The organism is Streptomyces sp. NPDC001393 (assembly GCF_053597455.1).
Genome location: NZ_JBSFIH010000011.1, coordinates 158,344 through 172,578, shown reverse-complemented (window position 1 = coordinate 172,578; position 14,235 = coordinate 158,344). Strand labels below are relative to the sequence as shown.

The window sequence follows — 14,235 nt, the reverse complement described above, 5'->3', positions numbered from 1 at the left end:
AGAGCTGGGCAAGGTCCGCCTTGTTCCGGCATGCCTGGGCGCGCCGGGGGTCGTTGCCCGGCAGCCCGAGGCGCGCGGCCAGATGGGCGACGAGTGGGGTGAAGAACTCCCCGTAGCCGGCCACGCCGTCGATCCCCTCCGCCTGCGCGAACGCGGCCAGGTCCGCCGTCCTCGTGGGTGGCGACGAAGACACACACGCCGAGTGCCCGGGCGGCATCCAGTACATGGTGGCCCGAGTTTGCGAACGCTTCGATCAGCAGAATCTTCTTCACTCCGCGCAGTAGACCGCGCTCGCCGCGCCGGCACCATCAACGCAACCGCCAGAGCGGGAAGTCGATTTCACGTCACCGCTTGTAGCAAGCTCCAGTCGGCGCAGGACCCACGCCCCCTGAGGGACCTTCGACAGGCCGAGCACCCGAGCCTTTGGTCGAAAATCCTCCGCTCAGCTCCATGACCATGTGGCTACTGTGATCACATGACAGAAATAAACGTCCTTGATGACAACACGCATTGGCAGAAGGACTTCGAGCGGCGGCTGCTCGCCTCGTACACGGCTGCCGGGCTCGATGCAGCCGCCGTGGAGCGCATGCTCGAGGACGTACGCACCGGCATCGACGACTGGGTGACCGCCGAAATCACGGACGCCGGGATGTGCGTGGGATACGTCGCCGTGGTCATGACCGACAACCATGATTCACTCGCGGGCCGTATCGGCGACCTCCACATCGACGCACGCCACGCCGGCCGGGGACACGAACAGGCCGCCCGGGACTGGGCCGAGCAATGGTGTGCCGAGCGCGGCGCACGCCGGGTCGGCATACGGCTCACCGAGCCCGCCGGCGAACTGTTCGACGGCTACGCAGTCCGCGGCCAGCTCAGGATGCGGCGCATCGACTTCCCGCCGAAACCGCTCGCCGGCGTCACCGCGCGGCCGATGACCCAGGCCGAGTACCCCCACTGGCTCGCCTCGGAGAAGGCCTCCTATGTCGGCGACATCGTCCGCTCGGGGGCCCTCAGCCCCGAGGAGGCCGTACGCAAGTCCGACCGCGACTTCGCCGACCTGCTCCCCCAGGGTCTTGCGACGCCCGACAACACGTTTCTGGTGCTCGAGGCGGAGGGCGAGCAGATCGGCTCCGGGTGGCTGAAGCACAGGCACCTCCCAGGGGTCAGCTACGGCTATTCGCTGCACATCCACGAACAGCACCGCGGCAAAGGGTACGGTCGGGCCGCGATGGCGGCCGGCGAACGGGCGACGCTCGAAGCCGGGGACACGGCACTGATGTTCACCGTGTGGGGTGGCAACGAGGTGGCCATGAACCTGTACGCGAGCGCCGGCTACCACGTCGTGGAAGAAAGCCGTTCCCTCAGCCTTCCGCCCTCTCTGGCCTGACGCGGGTCGGCCGCAGACAGCCCCGTCAGGTGCGGGTAGCCCGTACGGCAGGTGTTCCCGGCGGCGAATGCTGCATACGTGTCGCCTGGTGAAACAGGCCGCGGGCACCGACAGTCAGCGCCCACACCAGGAGGGGAAACGCCGCCACCCGCTCCATTCCTCCCATCCCGAGTCCGAGATGGCGATGGGAGAGGAAGAGCCCGAAGGCCGTGGCCGCTGTTGCTCCCAGCAGGCTGGTCGCCCAGCGCAGCGCAGGCGGCGCATCGTCCGCCAGACCGACCCCGGCCAGCACGACGCCGATGTTGCCCATGGCCATGATGAGCAGCGCGCCCAGGACATGCTGGTTCTCGTGGACGTCCGCGGGTGCCAGCCCGGCCAGCACGAATCCCACCCCGGCGCAGGCGAGCAGGCAGCGGGCCACGATCGCGGCGGCGCCGCTGCGCCACAGAGCCCCGGTGAAGACGACACCGACGACGAGGAGCGTTCCCAGAACGACGAACGAGGCGTTCATCAGGCCGTGTTCGGGCGAGCAGACATAGCGTGGTTCGGGTTCCGCCTGCATGGCGCAGTGAGCGTTCCCCAAGTCGCTGATGTTGTTCCGCGCCCAGCTGTAGGGCCTGCTCCAGGCCGACTCGACGATTCCATGGGCGACAAAGAATTGCGCCACACCTGCGACCCACGCGATGTATCCGATCCGAGCTTTCAACAATCCACCTTTTCCTCACACGGTCACGTGCGCACAGCGGATCACATGCGGCCGGCCTCGGACACTCCGACAAGCCCCCGGTCACGAGGTGGGGCAGACCCCAGGTACGGCCCTTCAAAGCGTGGTCCCGCGATGGGTCGGACCAGGCAGCCGTACGGTGTGCCCCGGCCACCGTCCGAGCCAGCGCTGTAGGCCTGGGGCCTCGGGCACGCCGGGCCCCCCTCTACATCGCGGCGGTACGGTCCATAGCCACAAGCTGGTGAGTCGAGGGCGTGCTCACCGTATGGCTGCTCCTCCGGATCGTACGGTCCTGGGCCTGGCCGTTCGCCGACGCCGAAAGGGGACCGGTTTGCTCAAGGCTTCTCCGGCGGAGGTGGAAGCAGGCGCGGCGCGTGCAGAGCCACCGGGGACATCGCGTTCCTGCGCTCCGTCCTCGGGGAGCTCAACGACGCCCTGGCCGCCACCGCCCACGCCGCCGACGCCACCTATGTGGACACCCTCACCCCGACCCGGGGCCACGACAGCTGTTCGTCCTCACCCTGGATCGAGGGGCTCTTCCCCACCTCGCCCACGCTCCCCCTCCACCCCAACGCCACAGGTGAGCAGGCCATGGCAGACGCCGTACTGAGCACGCTCGGCCGCTGATTCCCACCCACCCGTCCGGCCCGCCGCACGCGGGCCGGACCCAACCCACTCACATACAACCGGACACGGTCACCTATGATCATGCGCATGTCTGCCCTCCGCGAGCGTTCCGCCCACAGTCAACTGGTCCCTGGTGAGCGTCTCTTGGCGTACGCCACGGTCGTCCCCGCCAAGAGCGCCAAGGGCATCGGTATCGGGGCGTCCCTCGGGAACCATCTGGTCAACACCGTGGGCGCACAGTCCGGTGGAGCGAGCAGCATCGCCGCGGGGATGCCTTCCACCTCCGGCGCGCTGCTGATGCGCGTGACCGACCAGCGGATCGGAATGGTCCAACCCCTGGACGGCACCCCGGTGTGGGAGGTGCCGCGGGCGTGGGTGGCCCGGGTCGAACGCCGGCCCCGGACACAGCTGATGGCCCGCTTCCGGCTGCACTACGCCGACGGCTCCTGGCTCGCCTTCCTCACGATGCGGCGCCGTACGATCGAACAGTTCCGCTCGCTCATCGGCTGACCTCGGGCCCGCTCCGCCCCCTGACGGCCGCCGGTCGAGGGGCGGCTGGTACGGCTCAGTCCCGAGCTGCGTACCGGACAATGCGGCCCACGACAGCGGCGGCCTGCTCGGGGTGCCCTGCCAGCCATGCGCCGACGTGTGCCCGCACGGCCTCTCCCACGCAGGCACGCACGGCGGCGCCGCCCAACAACCCGCGTGTGGCGCCGTGGAACTCCGGATGGTCCAGCTTCACCGACACGACCGCCGTCAGGCCCGCGCAGATCCGGTCGGCGCTGAGGTCGGGATCCGCCGCCGCCAGCAGCCGCCGTTGCCGGGCGTAGGCGTTGACGGCGGCCGCCACCCCGTCGCGGAAGCCCGCCGTGTGTGTGCCGCCTTCCGGTGTGGGCCGGCTGTTGGCGAAGCTGCGGATCCGCTCCGCACGGGAGTCGGACCACCGCAGGGCCACCTCGATCACCCCCTCCATCCGCGGGTCCTCCCGCTCGATGCCGACGATGTCCGGGTGTACGGCCCTCTCCGCTCCCGCGTCGAGGAAGGCGACGAAGTCCCGCACCCCGCCCGGGTACCGCAGGTGCTCCGACCGGGACCCGCTCGGCCCACGTTCGTCGGTCAGCGAGATACCCAGGTCCCGGTTGAGGAAGGCCAGTTCCCTGAACCGCTCCGCGAGCACCGTGAACGAGCACTGGACCGTCCCGAAGACATCGACATCGGGCCGAAAGGCAATGCTGGTCCCGCTTCCGGTAGCCGTCCCTGCGGCGGTCGGCGGTGCGAGCGCTACACCGCGCGCGTAGTCCTGGACCCAGCGGACGCCCCCTCGGCGCACCTCGGCCGTCAGGCTGCTCGACAAGGCGTTGGTGACACAGAGCCCGATGCGGCAGAGGCCCACTTCCACGGAACGGCGGCCGCCGGGGCGAGCCCCGGCGTGCAGGCGAGTCAACAGGGCTTCGAGGCCGGGCTCGTCGCCGGTGTCGCCGGCGGCCTCGACCGGCAGGCCCGGTCCGTCGTCGGCGACACACACGCCGCCGTCGGCCTGGAGGATGACGTCGACGGTGCCGCCCGCGCGGTCGGCCAGGACGTCGTTCACCGCCCGGTCGACGGATTCGAACACCAGCTGATGCAGGCCGCGTTCACCGGTCGAGCCGACGTACATGCCCGGCCGTCTCCGGATGACTTCCCTCCCCTCCAACACCTCGATATGGGTGGCGTCGTACCTGACGGCATCCTCGCTCACGAGACTCCCCCTTCACCGGCGGACAGTTGAGCCAAGACTAAGAGGATTCTCGAAAAAGTCCAGGTCAGAGCCGGTTTGCCCAGGGCCTGGACGGACTGGTGAGCGCCTGTCGGAAGACAGCCGGACCCAGGTCCGCACACCTCGGCACGAATGCGGCCAGGGGTCCGCCGAGGCCCCGTAGACCCCCGATACGGACAGCCCCGAGGTCCCGAATTCCGCTGCGGCGCACGGCTTCGGTTCGGTCTGCCGGGAAGCCGAGGCAATATACCCCCATGGGGTATACACTCGAGCTCGCCAGGACAGCCAACGGCGAAAGGTGTGCATCATGCATGCGATCGGGCACGCACTGTCCATCGCCGGGTCCATGACCTGGGAGATCACCTGGGCGTTGATCCTCGGTTTCACCCTGTCCGCCGTCGTCCAGGCCGTGGTCCGCCGGGAGACGGTCGTGCGACTGCTGGGGGACGACCGGCCTCGTACGCTCGCCCTGTCCGCGGGGCTCGGCGTGGCCTCGTCGTCCTGCTCGTACGCCGCCGTCGCGCTCGCCCGCTCGCTGTTCCGCAAGGGGGCGAATTTCACGGCGGCGATGGGCTTCGAGATCGCCTCGACCAACCTGGTGGTCGAACTGGGCGTGATCCTGGCGCTGTTGATGGGGTGGCAGTTCACCGCCGCGGAGTTCGTCGGCGGCCCGGTCATGATCGTCGTACTCGCGGTGCTGTTCCGGCTCCTCCTGCGTGAGCGGTTGCTGCGGCAGGCCCGGGAGCAGGCCGAGCGCGGGCTGTCCGGGTCGATGGAGGGGCACGCGGCGATGGACATGTCCGTGCGCGGCGAGGGCGGCTTCCTCCGCCTGCTCCTCTCCCGCGACGGCCTCACCTCCGTCTCGCACATCTTCGTGATGGAGTGGGCGGCGATCCTACGCGACCTGGTGGCGGGGCTCCTCATCGCCGGGGCGATCGCCGCATGGGTGCCGGACGACTTCTGGCACAGCTTCTTCCTGGCCGGGCATCCGCTCACCGCCAAGCTGATCGGACCGCTGATCGGGCCGGCGGTGGCCATCGCCACGTTCGTCTGCTCCATCGGCAACGTGCCGCTGGCCGTGGTGCTGTGGAAGGGCGGCATCAGTTTCGGTGGTGTCATCGCCTTCATCTATGCCGACCTGCTGATCCTGCCGATCCTGAACATCTACCGGAAGTACTACGGCGCCCGGATGACCGCCTTCCTGCTCGGCACGTTCTTCACCGCGATGGCCGTGGCCGGCTATGTCGTGGAGTTTGCCTTCGGGGGTCTGGGCCTCATCCCCGACCAGGCCGACGCGAAGGTCCCCCAGGAGGGCGTCAGCTGGAACTACACGACCTGGCTCAATATCGCCTTCCTGCTGTTGGCCACCGCCCTCGTGGTCCGTTTCCTGCGCACCGGTGGACCGGCGATGCTGCGCGTGATGGGCGGCTCGCCGGATCGGGGCGTACACGGCCACGACCACGCACGTGGGCAGGGTGAGCACCACCATCACTGAGCCGCTCGGGGGTCGCCGTTCGTAGGGCTTTCCGGACACCGACGTCAGTCCATGGCGTCCGCTGGGGTGCCACCGGCTTGCTGCGTTGCCCGTCGATGCGCGGGGTGACGGGCTCAGGGCGCGGTGAAGAAGGCGCTCATGCCGTCAACGTCCGACAGGTAGCTGTCGATGGCGGTGATACGGCCGTGGCGGATGGCCAGCACGGTCGCGAGGTGTTCGTCGAGCCGGCGTCCGTCGGGGGCGGTTGCCGTGTTGCGGAGCGAGAGGGCGATGCCGTGGGCGCCGACGAGCACGTTCCGCAATTCGGTGTGCAGTCCCTGGTCAGCGATGTGACGTGCGCGGCGCACGACCGCGTCCGTGCCGTGGATGGTGCCCGAGATGGCGCCGCTCCCCGGCATGGTCCAGGTGATGTCGTCGGCCAGCAGGCCGCGCAGCCCCTCCCAGTCCCGTGCCCGGAACGCGGCGAGGAAGCGCTCTGCGACCGTGGGGTCGGCGCTGTTCGTGGACATGGTCTCCCGTTCTCCACCGGCTGTCGTCAATTCCCCATCGACCCCAGGACGTTCGCCACGGCAGCACGCGCCGCCAGCCTGGTGCTCTCGCTACCCAGTAAGGCTGGAGGCGGTTCAGGGACTGCCTTGCCCTGCTCCCCCGGTTGGGTGATGTCCAGGAGTCCTGAAGGCAGCGGGGGGCTTCTGCCCCGTCAGCTCCCGCACGCCTTCGTGGTGACCAGCCCGCAGGCCCGGTTCCTCACCCTGCACTCCCCTGCGGGTTTCGAGCGGTTCACGCTCGAGATCGGCACACCCGCCCTGTCCACCGACATCCCGCCCGTCGTTGAACTGCCTCCGGATCCGGCGAAGCCGGCGTCGGTAGCCCGTGCCTACGGAATCGAAATCCTGGGGCTGCCGCTTCTCCTCTGAGAGGCGCACTGCGAGGTGCGGTGACTCCCGGCGTCACCGGGCGCAGCCGACGTCCAGCACCTCGACCACGTCCCCGCGGATCGTGTACACGAGCCAGCACCACTCCCCGAACGCGGCCGCGAGGTCCGGCGCCCGTGTCTCGGCATCGTCGGTGACCGCGGTGATGAGCATGATGATCTCTTCGTGCATCTCGTCCGGCACGTCGAAGAGAACGTTGGCGGCCGTTTGGATCATTTCGACTTTCATGGCACCCCCCGGAAGCGCAGGAGCGGCACGGTTCGGCGAAGCCGGGTCCTTCGGGCTGCGCTCGACGTCCGAACAGAGCCCGCACGACCACCGTAAACCCACCGGGCGCCCATCCATGCCAACGATTGTCCGGCGAGTTCGATCCAGGTGGGCCGGCGTCCCTGATCCGTGCCCACTCAAGTCACTTCTGTAACAACGCCAACATCAGCCACACATCGGTCACACCGCCCGGGCTCAGGGAACCTCGACCGCGAGGTCGTCCACCACTGCCCGCAGGCCACCCTCGTGGCGTTCCGCCACACGCCTCTGCCGTGCGGAGCCGGACCCATTGAGCTGGACATGACCCAGCCAGTCACTCACGCACCGGTCGTCGCCGTGACGGCTGAGGTGCGGCTCGACCCGTTTCCACAGCTCCTCGATCAGCCGGCCGACGGCCATGGGAGCGCAGTCGCGGGTGTGCGTGCCTGGCAGGGTGCCGACCGGGCCGTGCCGGGCGGCCTGCCAGCACGCCGCCCGCAACAGCGGGTCGGGGACGTCGGGCGCTGGTTCGCCGGAGCGTACCGTCTCCACGGCGTGCCCGACGAGGGCCCGGACGAGCAGCGCGTACGCGGTGGTGGTCCTGGCGTCGGGCATCACGTCCGCAATGCGTGCCTCGATGGTGGGAAGGTGCGCCGACGGCCGGACGTGCCAGTAGACCATGGCCGGATCAAGCGCGGCTCCGGAGGCCACGAGCTGGTCGACGAGCCATTGGTAGTGCGCCGCGTCGCGCAGGTGGGGAGGGGGTCCCGCCGTGGGCCACCGGCTCCAGACCACCGAGCGCCAACTCGCGTATCCGGTGTCCGCCCCGTCGCTGTAAGGGGAGTTGGCGGTCAGCGCCAGCAGCAACGGCATCCAGCCCCGCAGGTGGTTGACCGCCCGAACGGCTTCCTCGCGGTCGGCCACGCCGACGTGCACGTGGCAGGAGTTCACGCCCTGCCCGTGGATCGCGGGCCCGAAGCGGCGCGCGAGCGCCCGGTACCGTGCCTGGTCGAGGACGGGCGGCGGCCCGGAACGCCCCAGCACCGCCACGCCGCTGGGCACCAGCAGGCAGTCGTGCTCGGCCGCAGCGGCAGCCGCACCCGCGCGTAATCGGCGTACTTCCGCCTCCACTTCAAGGCCGGTACGGCACACCCCGCTGACCGTCTCCACCTGGGACTGCGACAGCTCGGGGGCGACATGCGGCCCGCCGAGGCGCGCACGCGCGGCAGGCACCACGGAAAGAGACCTGCACACGGCCGACCTGGTGCGCCGGTCGGCCAGCACGAACTCCTCCTCCACACCGACCGTCGGCGGAGCGGGCGCCTCCGGCGAGCGCCCGGACCCGCCCGCGGCAGCTGGGGTCACGGCATCAAACGGCTCTGGCACATCCAGCCCCTTCGTACGACACGGGACACCGGCACCCACTCGTGGTGGGAACCGTCATGCTGAGCCCTCGGCCAAGCCGCTGCAAGCGTTTACCAAGCCACCATCACACCGCGCAGACCGGCCACCGGCCCGTCCCCTCGGGGGGCCGCGGTGGCGGGCGCGTGGCGGGGCGCGAGGCCGGTTGACGGCCGCCAGGGTCCCCGCCGGCGCCGGGCTCGGCCGTCGACCCCCGCGCGACCCACCGAGGCAGCAACGATCTGATCATGTCCACGCCCAGCCAGGGGGAAGCTCTTCGCGGTCACGTTGTCACACCGAAGAGTATGACCTGGACCACATATCTGGAGGGGTTCCTTCGCGGCCGGTGGAGGCGTAGGTTCCGTTTACCCCGCGAGAGCGCCTTCGCAGGCGCCGGTCCGCCAAGTCCCGGGGCGGCGGACCAGCGGGGGCCAACCTCACACATGTCCAGGCGGATCGGTCACCTCGCGAGCCGCACCGGTGCACCCGGAATCCCGGCCGACCGAGTCGGCGGAGGTACGACGTGGCCCCCGGTCACCGGTGACGGCGGTAGTAGGTGATGTCGTCCGTGGTCGCGTAGTTGCCATGGTCCACGTCGATGACGGTGAACACCGCGATGTCGCCGCTTGTCCTGTCACGCAGGCAGAACGTACTGCCGGGCGGCGACTGACGGAAGTGCAGCCGATCGTCGGCAGGGTGGCGGGTGGCCTTCGCGGCACACTGTCCGGCCGTCGGCACGGCCTTCCCCGGTACGACGTAGACGTCGGTGAGCGGCTGGAGTTCGAAGGCTCCGTTGCCGTCGCCTCCGGCGCGTGCCGACACTCCAGGCGGCCTCCGAGCCGCTGACCGCGCCTGCCCGCAAGTCGAAGTAGTAGTTGTAGTTCTTCAAGGACAGGGTGCGGTGCCGGTAGACCGGCGTGTAGTCGCCCGGGCCGGCTGTTCCGGTGCCGGACGGCCGAGTCGTGGCGCCCTGCGGTGGCTGCCGCACGCCCGTGACCAGCCTCCGGCGCCAGCACCCCGTAGATCACTCCGCCCACCGCGGCTGTGACGGCCGCCGACACCACGGCGGTCGTCACGCGATCACGGGTCGGCCGACGACGTCCGCCGGACGGCTGTGGCGGCGGGTCGGCTCGATCCCCGTCCGGGTGGTCGGGCGGATCCGCGTCCGGGCCGTCAGGCGGATCCGTGTTGGGAGGCGTCGTCGGCGCGGCCGGTCGGCCGTTGTTCGGAGTGGTGGAGGGCGCGGGCGGGGTCCCCGCGGCCCACGGGGTCAGCGCCTTGTCCGCGGCTCCGGAGGCTGCCACGGCGAAGGCGATGGCGACCGCCCACCGATCGGCCGCATCGTGCGCCGCCCATAATCCGCTCAGCGCGTACAGCGCCATCAGCGCGGCGGCGAACGTCCCGAGCGTCACAAGAAGTACGACCAGTCGCCGGCGTCCTGCGCTCACATCCGATCCGCTCCCCGAGTATCTGTGGCACAGCGACCATCAAGTTTGGCATGGAACGGACATCTTGGGGAGGGGCGCCCTGACTCATCCCCGCGATCCTCCGCGTGGCCCTCGCCTCCCTGTCCGCCCAGCCTCCGCCCAGCCTTCACCCCGCCGCGCCGGAGTGCTCGGTGTGGCAGACATACCGGGACACACCGGGCGAGACATGATGGAGGTACCGATGTGTTCCGCGAGGAGGAGTACGGCATGGCCGAGTCGGGCTCTGGCGACACCGGGGGCATGGCGAGCGGCAAGTCGCGGTTCGACGACATCTACGACCGGCCGGACCCCCGCATGTACTTCCGCCGGCTGGCCCCGCTGGAGTACGAGATCCCGCACCACGCCCAGCCGGCCTTCCGGCAGGCCGCCGCCGACCGGGCCGCGCTCGACGACGGCATCCCCGGCAGGCCGGCGGTGCTGGACGTGTGCTGCTCGTACGGGATCAACGCCGCGCTGCTCAACCACGACCTGACGCTGGCGGAGATGTACGAGCGGTACACCTCACCCGAGTGCCAGAAGCTGTCGACGGCACAACTGGCGGCGCAGGACAAGGAGTTCTACGCCGGACGCCGCCGACCGGACGCGGTGCCGGTGTTCGGCCTGGACGTGGCGGTCCCTGCCGTGGAGTACGCGCTGGAAGTGGGCCTCCTGGATGCCGCCTTCACCGACGACCTGGAACAGGGACCGCCCGGCCCGGGGCTGAGCGGTGCGCTCGCCGAGGTCGGGCTCATCACGCTGACCGGCGGGGGCAGCTACATCACCGACCGCACGTTCAGGGCCCTGCTCGACGGTACCCGGCGACCGGTATGGGTCAGCGCGTTCGTGCTGCGGACGGTGCCGTACCACCCGATCGTCCGCACGTTGGCCGAGCACGGCCTGCACACGACGCTCGACGCCTCCCGCACCTATCCCCAGCGGCTCTTCACCGACGACCGGGAGCAGCAGTACGCGATCGCGACGGTGCGGGCACTGGGCCATGACCCTGCCGGACGCGAGGAGGAGGGTCGGTTCCACAGCCTGCACTATGAGTCACGACCTGCTCCATCTTGACCAGGGGCACTCAAGTTTTTTCCGGCAGTGGGGCAACTCGCTTCGGAAAGCGCAGCTCGCAGGAGAGAGTCCCGATGGCGCGTCCAATGCGTATCGACCTGGGAACGACGAACTCGGTGGTCTCGGTCCTCTAGGGGCCCACGTGGAGGTCACCGGACCGCCCGCCCCCGGCGGACCGGCGATAAGTGGCTGATTTCATTCCTTACTTCATGGAGGACTTGCGCCCCAGGTGTGACTATATGATCAAATCTACCGATGCGTACCCCCCACAACCAGACGCATCATCCTGCCCAGTCGGACGGACCTCCTCCCGAGTTGGTTCCGCCCCGCCGTAACCCGTACGACGAACTCGCCTCGCTGGCAGACCATCCGCTGGACGACTTCCTCACCGAAGACGGCCCGGCGACCAGCCGGGACGAGGACGCCGAGGAACCCTGGACACCGCCCAATCACCGGCGCGGCAGCCGCCGTCGTAACCGGGCCACGGGCCTGCCCACCCTGGCCCGCCTCCTCGTCTGGGTGCTCACCCTCGCCTGCCTCGTCACCCTGGCCGACCGCTGGGCGCTGCTCTACGCCGAGCACAAGGCCTCGCAGCAGCTCAAGGACAAGCTGCATCTCGTCGCCGCACCCGAGGTCCACATCGGCGGCTTCCCCTTCCTCACCCAACTGGCCGCACAGCGCCTGGACTCGGTCTCCGTCACCGTCCCCGGCATCCCCGCCGACCGGGTGACCCTCACCGAGGTCACCGCCACTGCCCACGACATACGCCTGGACGGCGACGGACCGACCGCGGTGCGCGGTGCGCTCGTTCGGCAGGTGCACGGTCAGGTCCTGCTGTCCTTCGCCGACATGGACCGCGAACTGGGCGCGTCCCAGGTGGCGTTCACGGCTCACGGCCCCGGCGGTGTCCGGGCCCACGGCACCCTGCGCGTCGCGGGCCGCGCGCTGAGCGTGCGGGCCGACGCCCGCATCCGGCGCGACGGAGACCGCGGCATCGCCACCCTTGTGGACGGCATACAGGTCGACATCGACGACCTCGCCACGTACCGGCCCGGCACCGGGCCCACCGAGGGCCTCCACCTGACCCCTGCCTCGGCGCGCCGTCTCACCCGGGAGGCGGAGAAGATCAAGGCCTTGCTGGCGGTCACGGAGATCGTGCATCGCCTGGGGGTCCCCGACAGCGCGGTGCGCGTCGCGCTCCACGACGAGGACAAGCTGCATCAACTCACCGGCGCGCCGCGCTTCCTGCACGATCTGACCCGCGTCAACCTGCTGGACGTGGCACTCGCCCACCCGGAACTCCTCCAGCGGCTGGGCCTGGACCTGTCGTTGCTCACCGCACTGCCCAGGCTCACCCGCCCCCAGATCGCCGACCGCTTCTCCTTCGCCGTCCGGCTGCCGGCACCACCCGGAGGCGCCGTGCGCCTGCAGCGCGTGACGGTGGACAAGGACGGAATCCGGGCGGATGTGTCGGGGACAGGAGTGCTCCTGGGCCGCTGAACTCTCGACGGCTGCCGGGGCGGACGTCGACGTACGGATGGCCGCTGAGCCGCCGGCCCTCCCTCTTCGTCAGCGCCGGCCGACTCGTTCCCAGGTGTGTGCTCAGGCGTCCGCGAGACGGGGGAACAGTGCCTCGGCGCTGCCGCAGTCGATCGCGTCGAGCTGACCGGGCTGGAAGCCGTCGTAGCCGTCCAGCATGGAGTCGAGGAGGGCGCCGGTCTCCACCGGGGCGAAGGGGAAGTCGCTGCCGTACAGGATGTGCCCGGGAGCGGCGAAGGCGAGGAGTGAGGGCAGGGCGGACGGTGTCGACGACAGTGCGGTGTCGAAGTAGAAGCGCTGGAGGTGGGTCAGGATGCCCAGCGGCGTGGTGCCGGGGTTGAACTGGGCGCCGGCGGTGAAGCGCCAGGCGGCGTAGGGCAGGAAACCGCCCGCGTGGGAGAGGATCACCTTCATCCGGGTGTGCCGGCTCATCACGCCGTTCAGCGTCATGTGCACCGCGGTGCGCGTGGTGTCGAAGGGGAAGTCCAGCAGCGGGCCGGGCATGCCCTCCAGCATGGGCATCGGCGGCGCGTCGGGGTGGATGAAGACCACTGCGCCGCGGGCGTCGAGCTCGGCCCACAGCGGCTCGTACTCCTTGGCGCCGAGGTAGTGGCCCCGGACGTTGGACAGCAGCACCACGCCGTCGGCGTGCAGTTCGTCCAGCGCGTAGGCGGCCTCGGCGAGGGCGCCGTCGACGTCCGGCAGCGGGAGGGCGGCGAAGAACCCGAAGCGGTCGGGGCGGTCCTTGGCCAGCTCGGCGGCGTACTCGTTGGCATCGCGGGCGACCGCGCGGGCCTCCGTGTCGTCGCCGAAGTGGGTGCCCGGGGAGCTGATCGAGAGGATGCCCGTAGCGATCGACCGGCGGTCCATCATCGCGATCGCGCTCTGTGCGTCCCAGGCGGGCGTGGGCCAGCCGGCGGCCGTGGCGCCGTGGCGGTCCATCACGTTCCGGTAGGCCGGCGGGATGAGGTGCTGGTGGACGTCGATGCGGCGAGGAGAGGACATATTATATCGCCTCCTAATGTTTAGCCCACTAATTACTGGTCTGCTAAGTTACCACCCATGAGCAACAGCACCAACGGTGAGCGGGCGACGACGGACGGGGACGTGGCGGCGGAGGAACTCGCTCGGGCGGCCGACGCGCTCTTCGTCGCCATGCGGCGGGCTCGTTCGGCGGGTGCCGAGCACTTCGGCGGGCTCTCCCTGGCCCAGGTCTCGCTCCTGGAACCACTGGCCGCGGAGACGGACATCCCGGTGGGCCGCCTGGCGAGCAGTGCGGATGTCAGTGTCCCCACCGCCACGCGGATGCTGCAGCAGCTGGAGACGAAGGGCGTCGTGGTGCGCCGCCGGTCACCCGAGGACGAGCGGCGCGTCCTGGTCAGCCTCACCGACGACGGAGCCGAGCGGCTCGCCCTGCTCCGAGCCCGGCTTCGGGAGCGTCAGACCCGGGCCTACGAGGCGTTCACACCTACCGAGCGGGTCCAGCTGGTCACACTGCTGCGCCGCCTCACCGAACTCGTCTCCGACGCGGAATCCGCCTGATCCGGCTTCCGGGAGTCGATCGCGGTACCGCCGCGGAAGATCG

The 14,235-nt window shown here is 70.0% G+C and carries 15 protein-coding genes and 1 pseudogene; 8 read left to right on the top strand and 8 right to left on the bottom strand.

The genetic code is table 11. From position 1 onward, the window contains the following. Positions 1-115 precede the first annotated feature (115 nt). A pseudogene (locus ACWC2T_RS15640) lies at positions 116-217 on the bottom strand (hypothetical protein); the annotation flags it as partial. 258 nt (positions 218-475) lie between these two features. Here ACWC2T_RS15640 and ACWC2T_RS15635 point away from each other — a divergent pair. Continuing rightward, the gene (locus ACWC2T_RS15635) at positions 476-1,390 is read left to right on the top strand and encodes a GNAT family N-acetyltransferase (protein WP_450670907.1); all 915 of its coding nucleotides are present in this window, start codon (positions 476-478) and stop codon (positions 1,388-1,390) included. Positions 1,391-1,415: 25 nt separating this feature from the next. On the opposite strand, the gene ACWC2T_RS15630 is transcribed toward ACWC2T_RS15635, so the two are convergent. Beyond that, positions 1,416-2,096: a DUF998 domain-containing protein gene (locus tag ACWC2T_RS15630; RefSeq protein WP_450670906.1), complete on the bottom strand. Its 681-nt coding sequence runs from the start codon at positions 2,094-2,096 to the stop codon at positions 1,416-1,418. A 489-nt stretch (positions 2,097-2,585) separates the two neighbouring features. Here ACWC2T_RS15630 and ACWC2T_RS15625 point away from each other — a divergent pair, with 489 nt between their 5' ends. Both ACWC2T_RS15625 and ACWC2T_RS15620 read left to right on the top strand, forming a co-directional pair. Further along, positions 2,586-2,741 carry a hypothetical protein gene (locus ACWC2T_RS15625; protein WP_450670905.1) on the top strand — a complete coding sequence of 52 codons (156 nt, stop codon included), beginning with the start codon at positions 2,586-2,588 and terminating at the stop codon, positions 2,739-2,741. A gap of 87 nt (positions 2,742-2,828) precedes the next feature. After that, positions 2,829-3,251: a hypothetical protein gene (locus tag ACWC2T_RS15620; protein ID WP_450670904.1), complete on the top strand. Its 423-nt coding sequence runs from the start codon at positions 2,829-2,831 to the stop codon at positions 3,249-3,251. A gap of 55 nt (positions 3,252-3,306) precedes the next feature. Here ACWC2T_RS15620 and ACWC2T_RS15615 read toward each other — a convergent pair whose 3' ends face one another. Further along, entirely contained in the window at positions 3,307-4,479 is a 1,173-nt protein-coding gene (locus ACWC2T_RS15615) for a DNA gyrase subunit B (protein ID WP_450670903.1), read from the bottom strand. Between the two features lie 325 nt (positions 4,480-4,804). Between ACWC2T_RS15615 and ACWC2T_RS15610 the strand changes: the two genes are divergently transcribed. Further along, positions 4,805-5,992: a permease gene (locus ACWC2T_RS15610; RefSeq protein ID WP_450670902.1), complete on the top strand. Its 1,188-nt coding sequence runs from the start codon at positions 4,805-4,807 to the stop codon at positions 5,990-5,992. Positions 5,993-6,105: 113 nt separating this feature from the next. Here the strand turns inward: ACWC2T_RS15610 and ACWC2T_RS15605 are convergent, their stop codons facing one another. After that, positions 6,106-6,501: a nuclear transport factor 2 family protein gene (locus ACWC2T_RS15605; RefSeq protein WP_450670901.1), complete on the bottom strand. Its 396-nt coding sequence runs from the start codon at positions 6,499-6,501 to the stop codon at positions 6,106-6,108. A gap of 213 nt (positions 6,502-6,714) precedes the next feature. On the opposite strand from ACWC2T_RS15605, the gene ACWC2T_RS15600 reads away from it, so the two are divergent. Beyond that, complete coding sequence (locus tag ACWC2T_RS15600; RefSeq protein WP_450670900.1) at positions 6,715-6,909, top strand: hypothetical protein; 195 nt, start codon at positions 6,715-6,717, stop codon at positions 6,907-6,909. Positions 6,910-6,942: 33 nt separating this feature from the next. Here ACWC2T_RS15600 and ACWC2T_RS15595 read toward each other — a convergent pair whose 3' ends face one another. From ACWC2T_RS15595 to ACWC2T_RS15585, 3 genes are all read right to left on the bottom strand, one after another. Continuing rightward, positions 6,943-7,143, bottom strand: a complete 201-nt coding sequence (locus tag ACWC2T_RS15595) for a hypothetical protein (protein WP_450670899.1) — start codon at positions 7,141-7,143, stop codon at positions 6,943-6,945. A gap of 246 nt (positions 7,144-7,389) precedes the next feature. Next, positions 7,390-8,538 carry a carboxylate-amine ligase gene (locus ACWC2T_RS15590; RefSeq protein WP_450670898.1) on the bottom strand — a complete coding sequence of 383 codons (1,149 nt, stop codon included), beginning with the start codon at positions 8,536-8,538 and terminating at the stop codon, positions 7,390-7,392. Positions 8,539-9,108: 570 nt separating this feature from the next. After that, positions 9,109-9,396, bottom strand: coding sequence for a hypothetical protein (locus tag ACWC2T_RS15585; RefSeq protein WP_450670897.1), 288 nt, complete (start codon positions 9,394-9,396; stop codon positions 9,109-9,111). A gap of 848 nt (positions 9,397-10,244) precedes the next feature. Between ACWC2T_RS15585 and ACWC2T_RS15580 the strand changes: the two genes are divergently transcribed. Both ACWC2T_RS15580 and ACWC2T_RS15575 read left to right on the top strand, forming a co-directional pair. Then, complete coding sequence (locus tag ACWC2T_RS15580; RefSeq protein ID WP_450670896.1) at positions 10,245-11,111, top strand: hypothetical protein; 867 nt, start codon at positions 10,245-10,247, stop codon at positions 11,109-11,111. A gap of 255 nt (positions 11,112-11,366) precedes the next feature. Next, positions 11,367-12,611, top strand: a complete 1,245-nt coding sequence (locus ACWC2T_RS15575) for an LmeA family phospholipid-binding protein (RefSeq protein WP_450670895.1) — start codon at positions 11,367-11,369, stop codon at positions 12,609-12,611. Positions 12,612-12,713: 102 nt separating this feature from the next. Here the strand turns inward: ACWC2T_RS15575 and ACWC2T_RS15570 are convergent, their stop codons facing one another. Continuing rightward, positions 12,714-13,655 (bottom strand): amidohydrolase family protein, encoded by a 942-nt coding sequence (locus tag ACWC2T_RS15570; RefSeq protein ID WP_450670894.1) that lies wholly within the window; start codon positions 13,653-13,655, stop codon positions 12,714-12,716. 57 nt (positions 13,656-13,712) lie between these two features. Between ACWC2T_RS15570 and ACWC2T_RS15565 the strand changes: the two genes are divergently transcribed. Next, entirely contained in the window at positions 13,713-14,192 is a 480-nt protein-coding gene (locus ACWC2T_RS15565; protein WP_450670893.1) for a MarR family winged helix-turn-helix transcriptional regulator, read from the top strand. The last annotated feature ends 43 nt before the right edge of the window (positions 14,193-14,235 follow it).

Bases quoted from the DNA above. Each gene is read 5' to 3' on its own strand.
- ACWC2T_RS15605 (WP_450670901.1), bottom strand. From the start codon at position 6,501: ATGTCCACGAACAGCGCCGACCCCACGGTCGCAGAGCGCTTCCTCGCC.
- ACWC2T_RS15595 (WP_450670899.1), bottom strand. From the start codon at position 7,143: ATGATCCAAACGGCCGCCAACGTTCTCTTCGACGTGCCGGACGAGATG.
- ACWC2T_RS15635 (WP_450670907.1), top strand. From the start codon at position 476: ATGACAGAAATAAACGTCCTTGATGACAACACGCATTGGCAGAAGGAC.
- ACWC2T_RS15620 (WP_450670904.1), top strand. From the start codon at position 2,829: ATGTCTGCCCTCCGCGAGCGTTCCGCCCACAGTCAACTGGTCCCTGGT.
- ACWC2T_RS15575 (WP_450670895.1), top strand. From the start codon at position 11,367: ATGCGTACCCCCCACAACCAGACGCATCATCCTGCCCAGTCGGACGGA.
- ACWC2T_RS15565 (WP_450670893.1), top strand. From the start codon at position 13,713: ATGAGCAACAGCACCAACGGTGAGCGGGCGACGACGGACGGGGACGTG.
- ACWC2T_RS15570 (WP_450670894.1), bottom strand. From the start codon at position 13,655: ATGTCCTCTCCTCGCCGCATCGACGTCCACCAGCACCTCATCCCGCCG.
- ACWC2T_RS15610 (WP_450670902.1), top strand. From the start codon at position 4,805: ATGCATGCGATCGGGCACGCACTGTCCATCGCCGGGTCCATGACCTGG.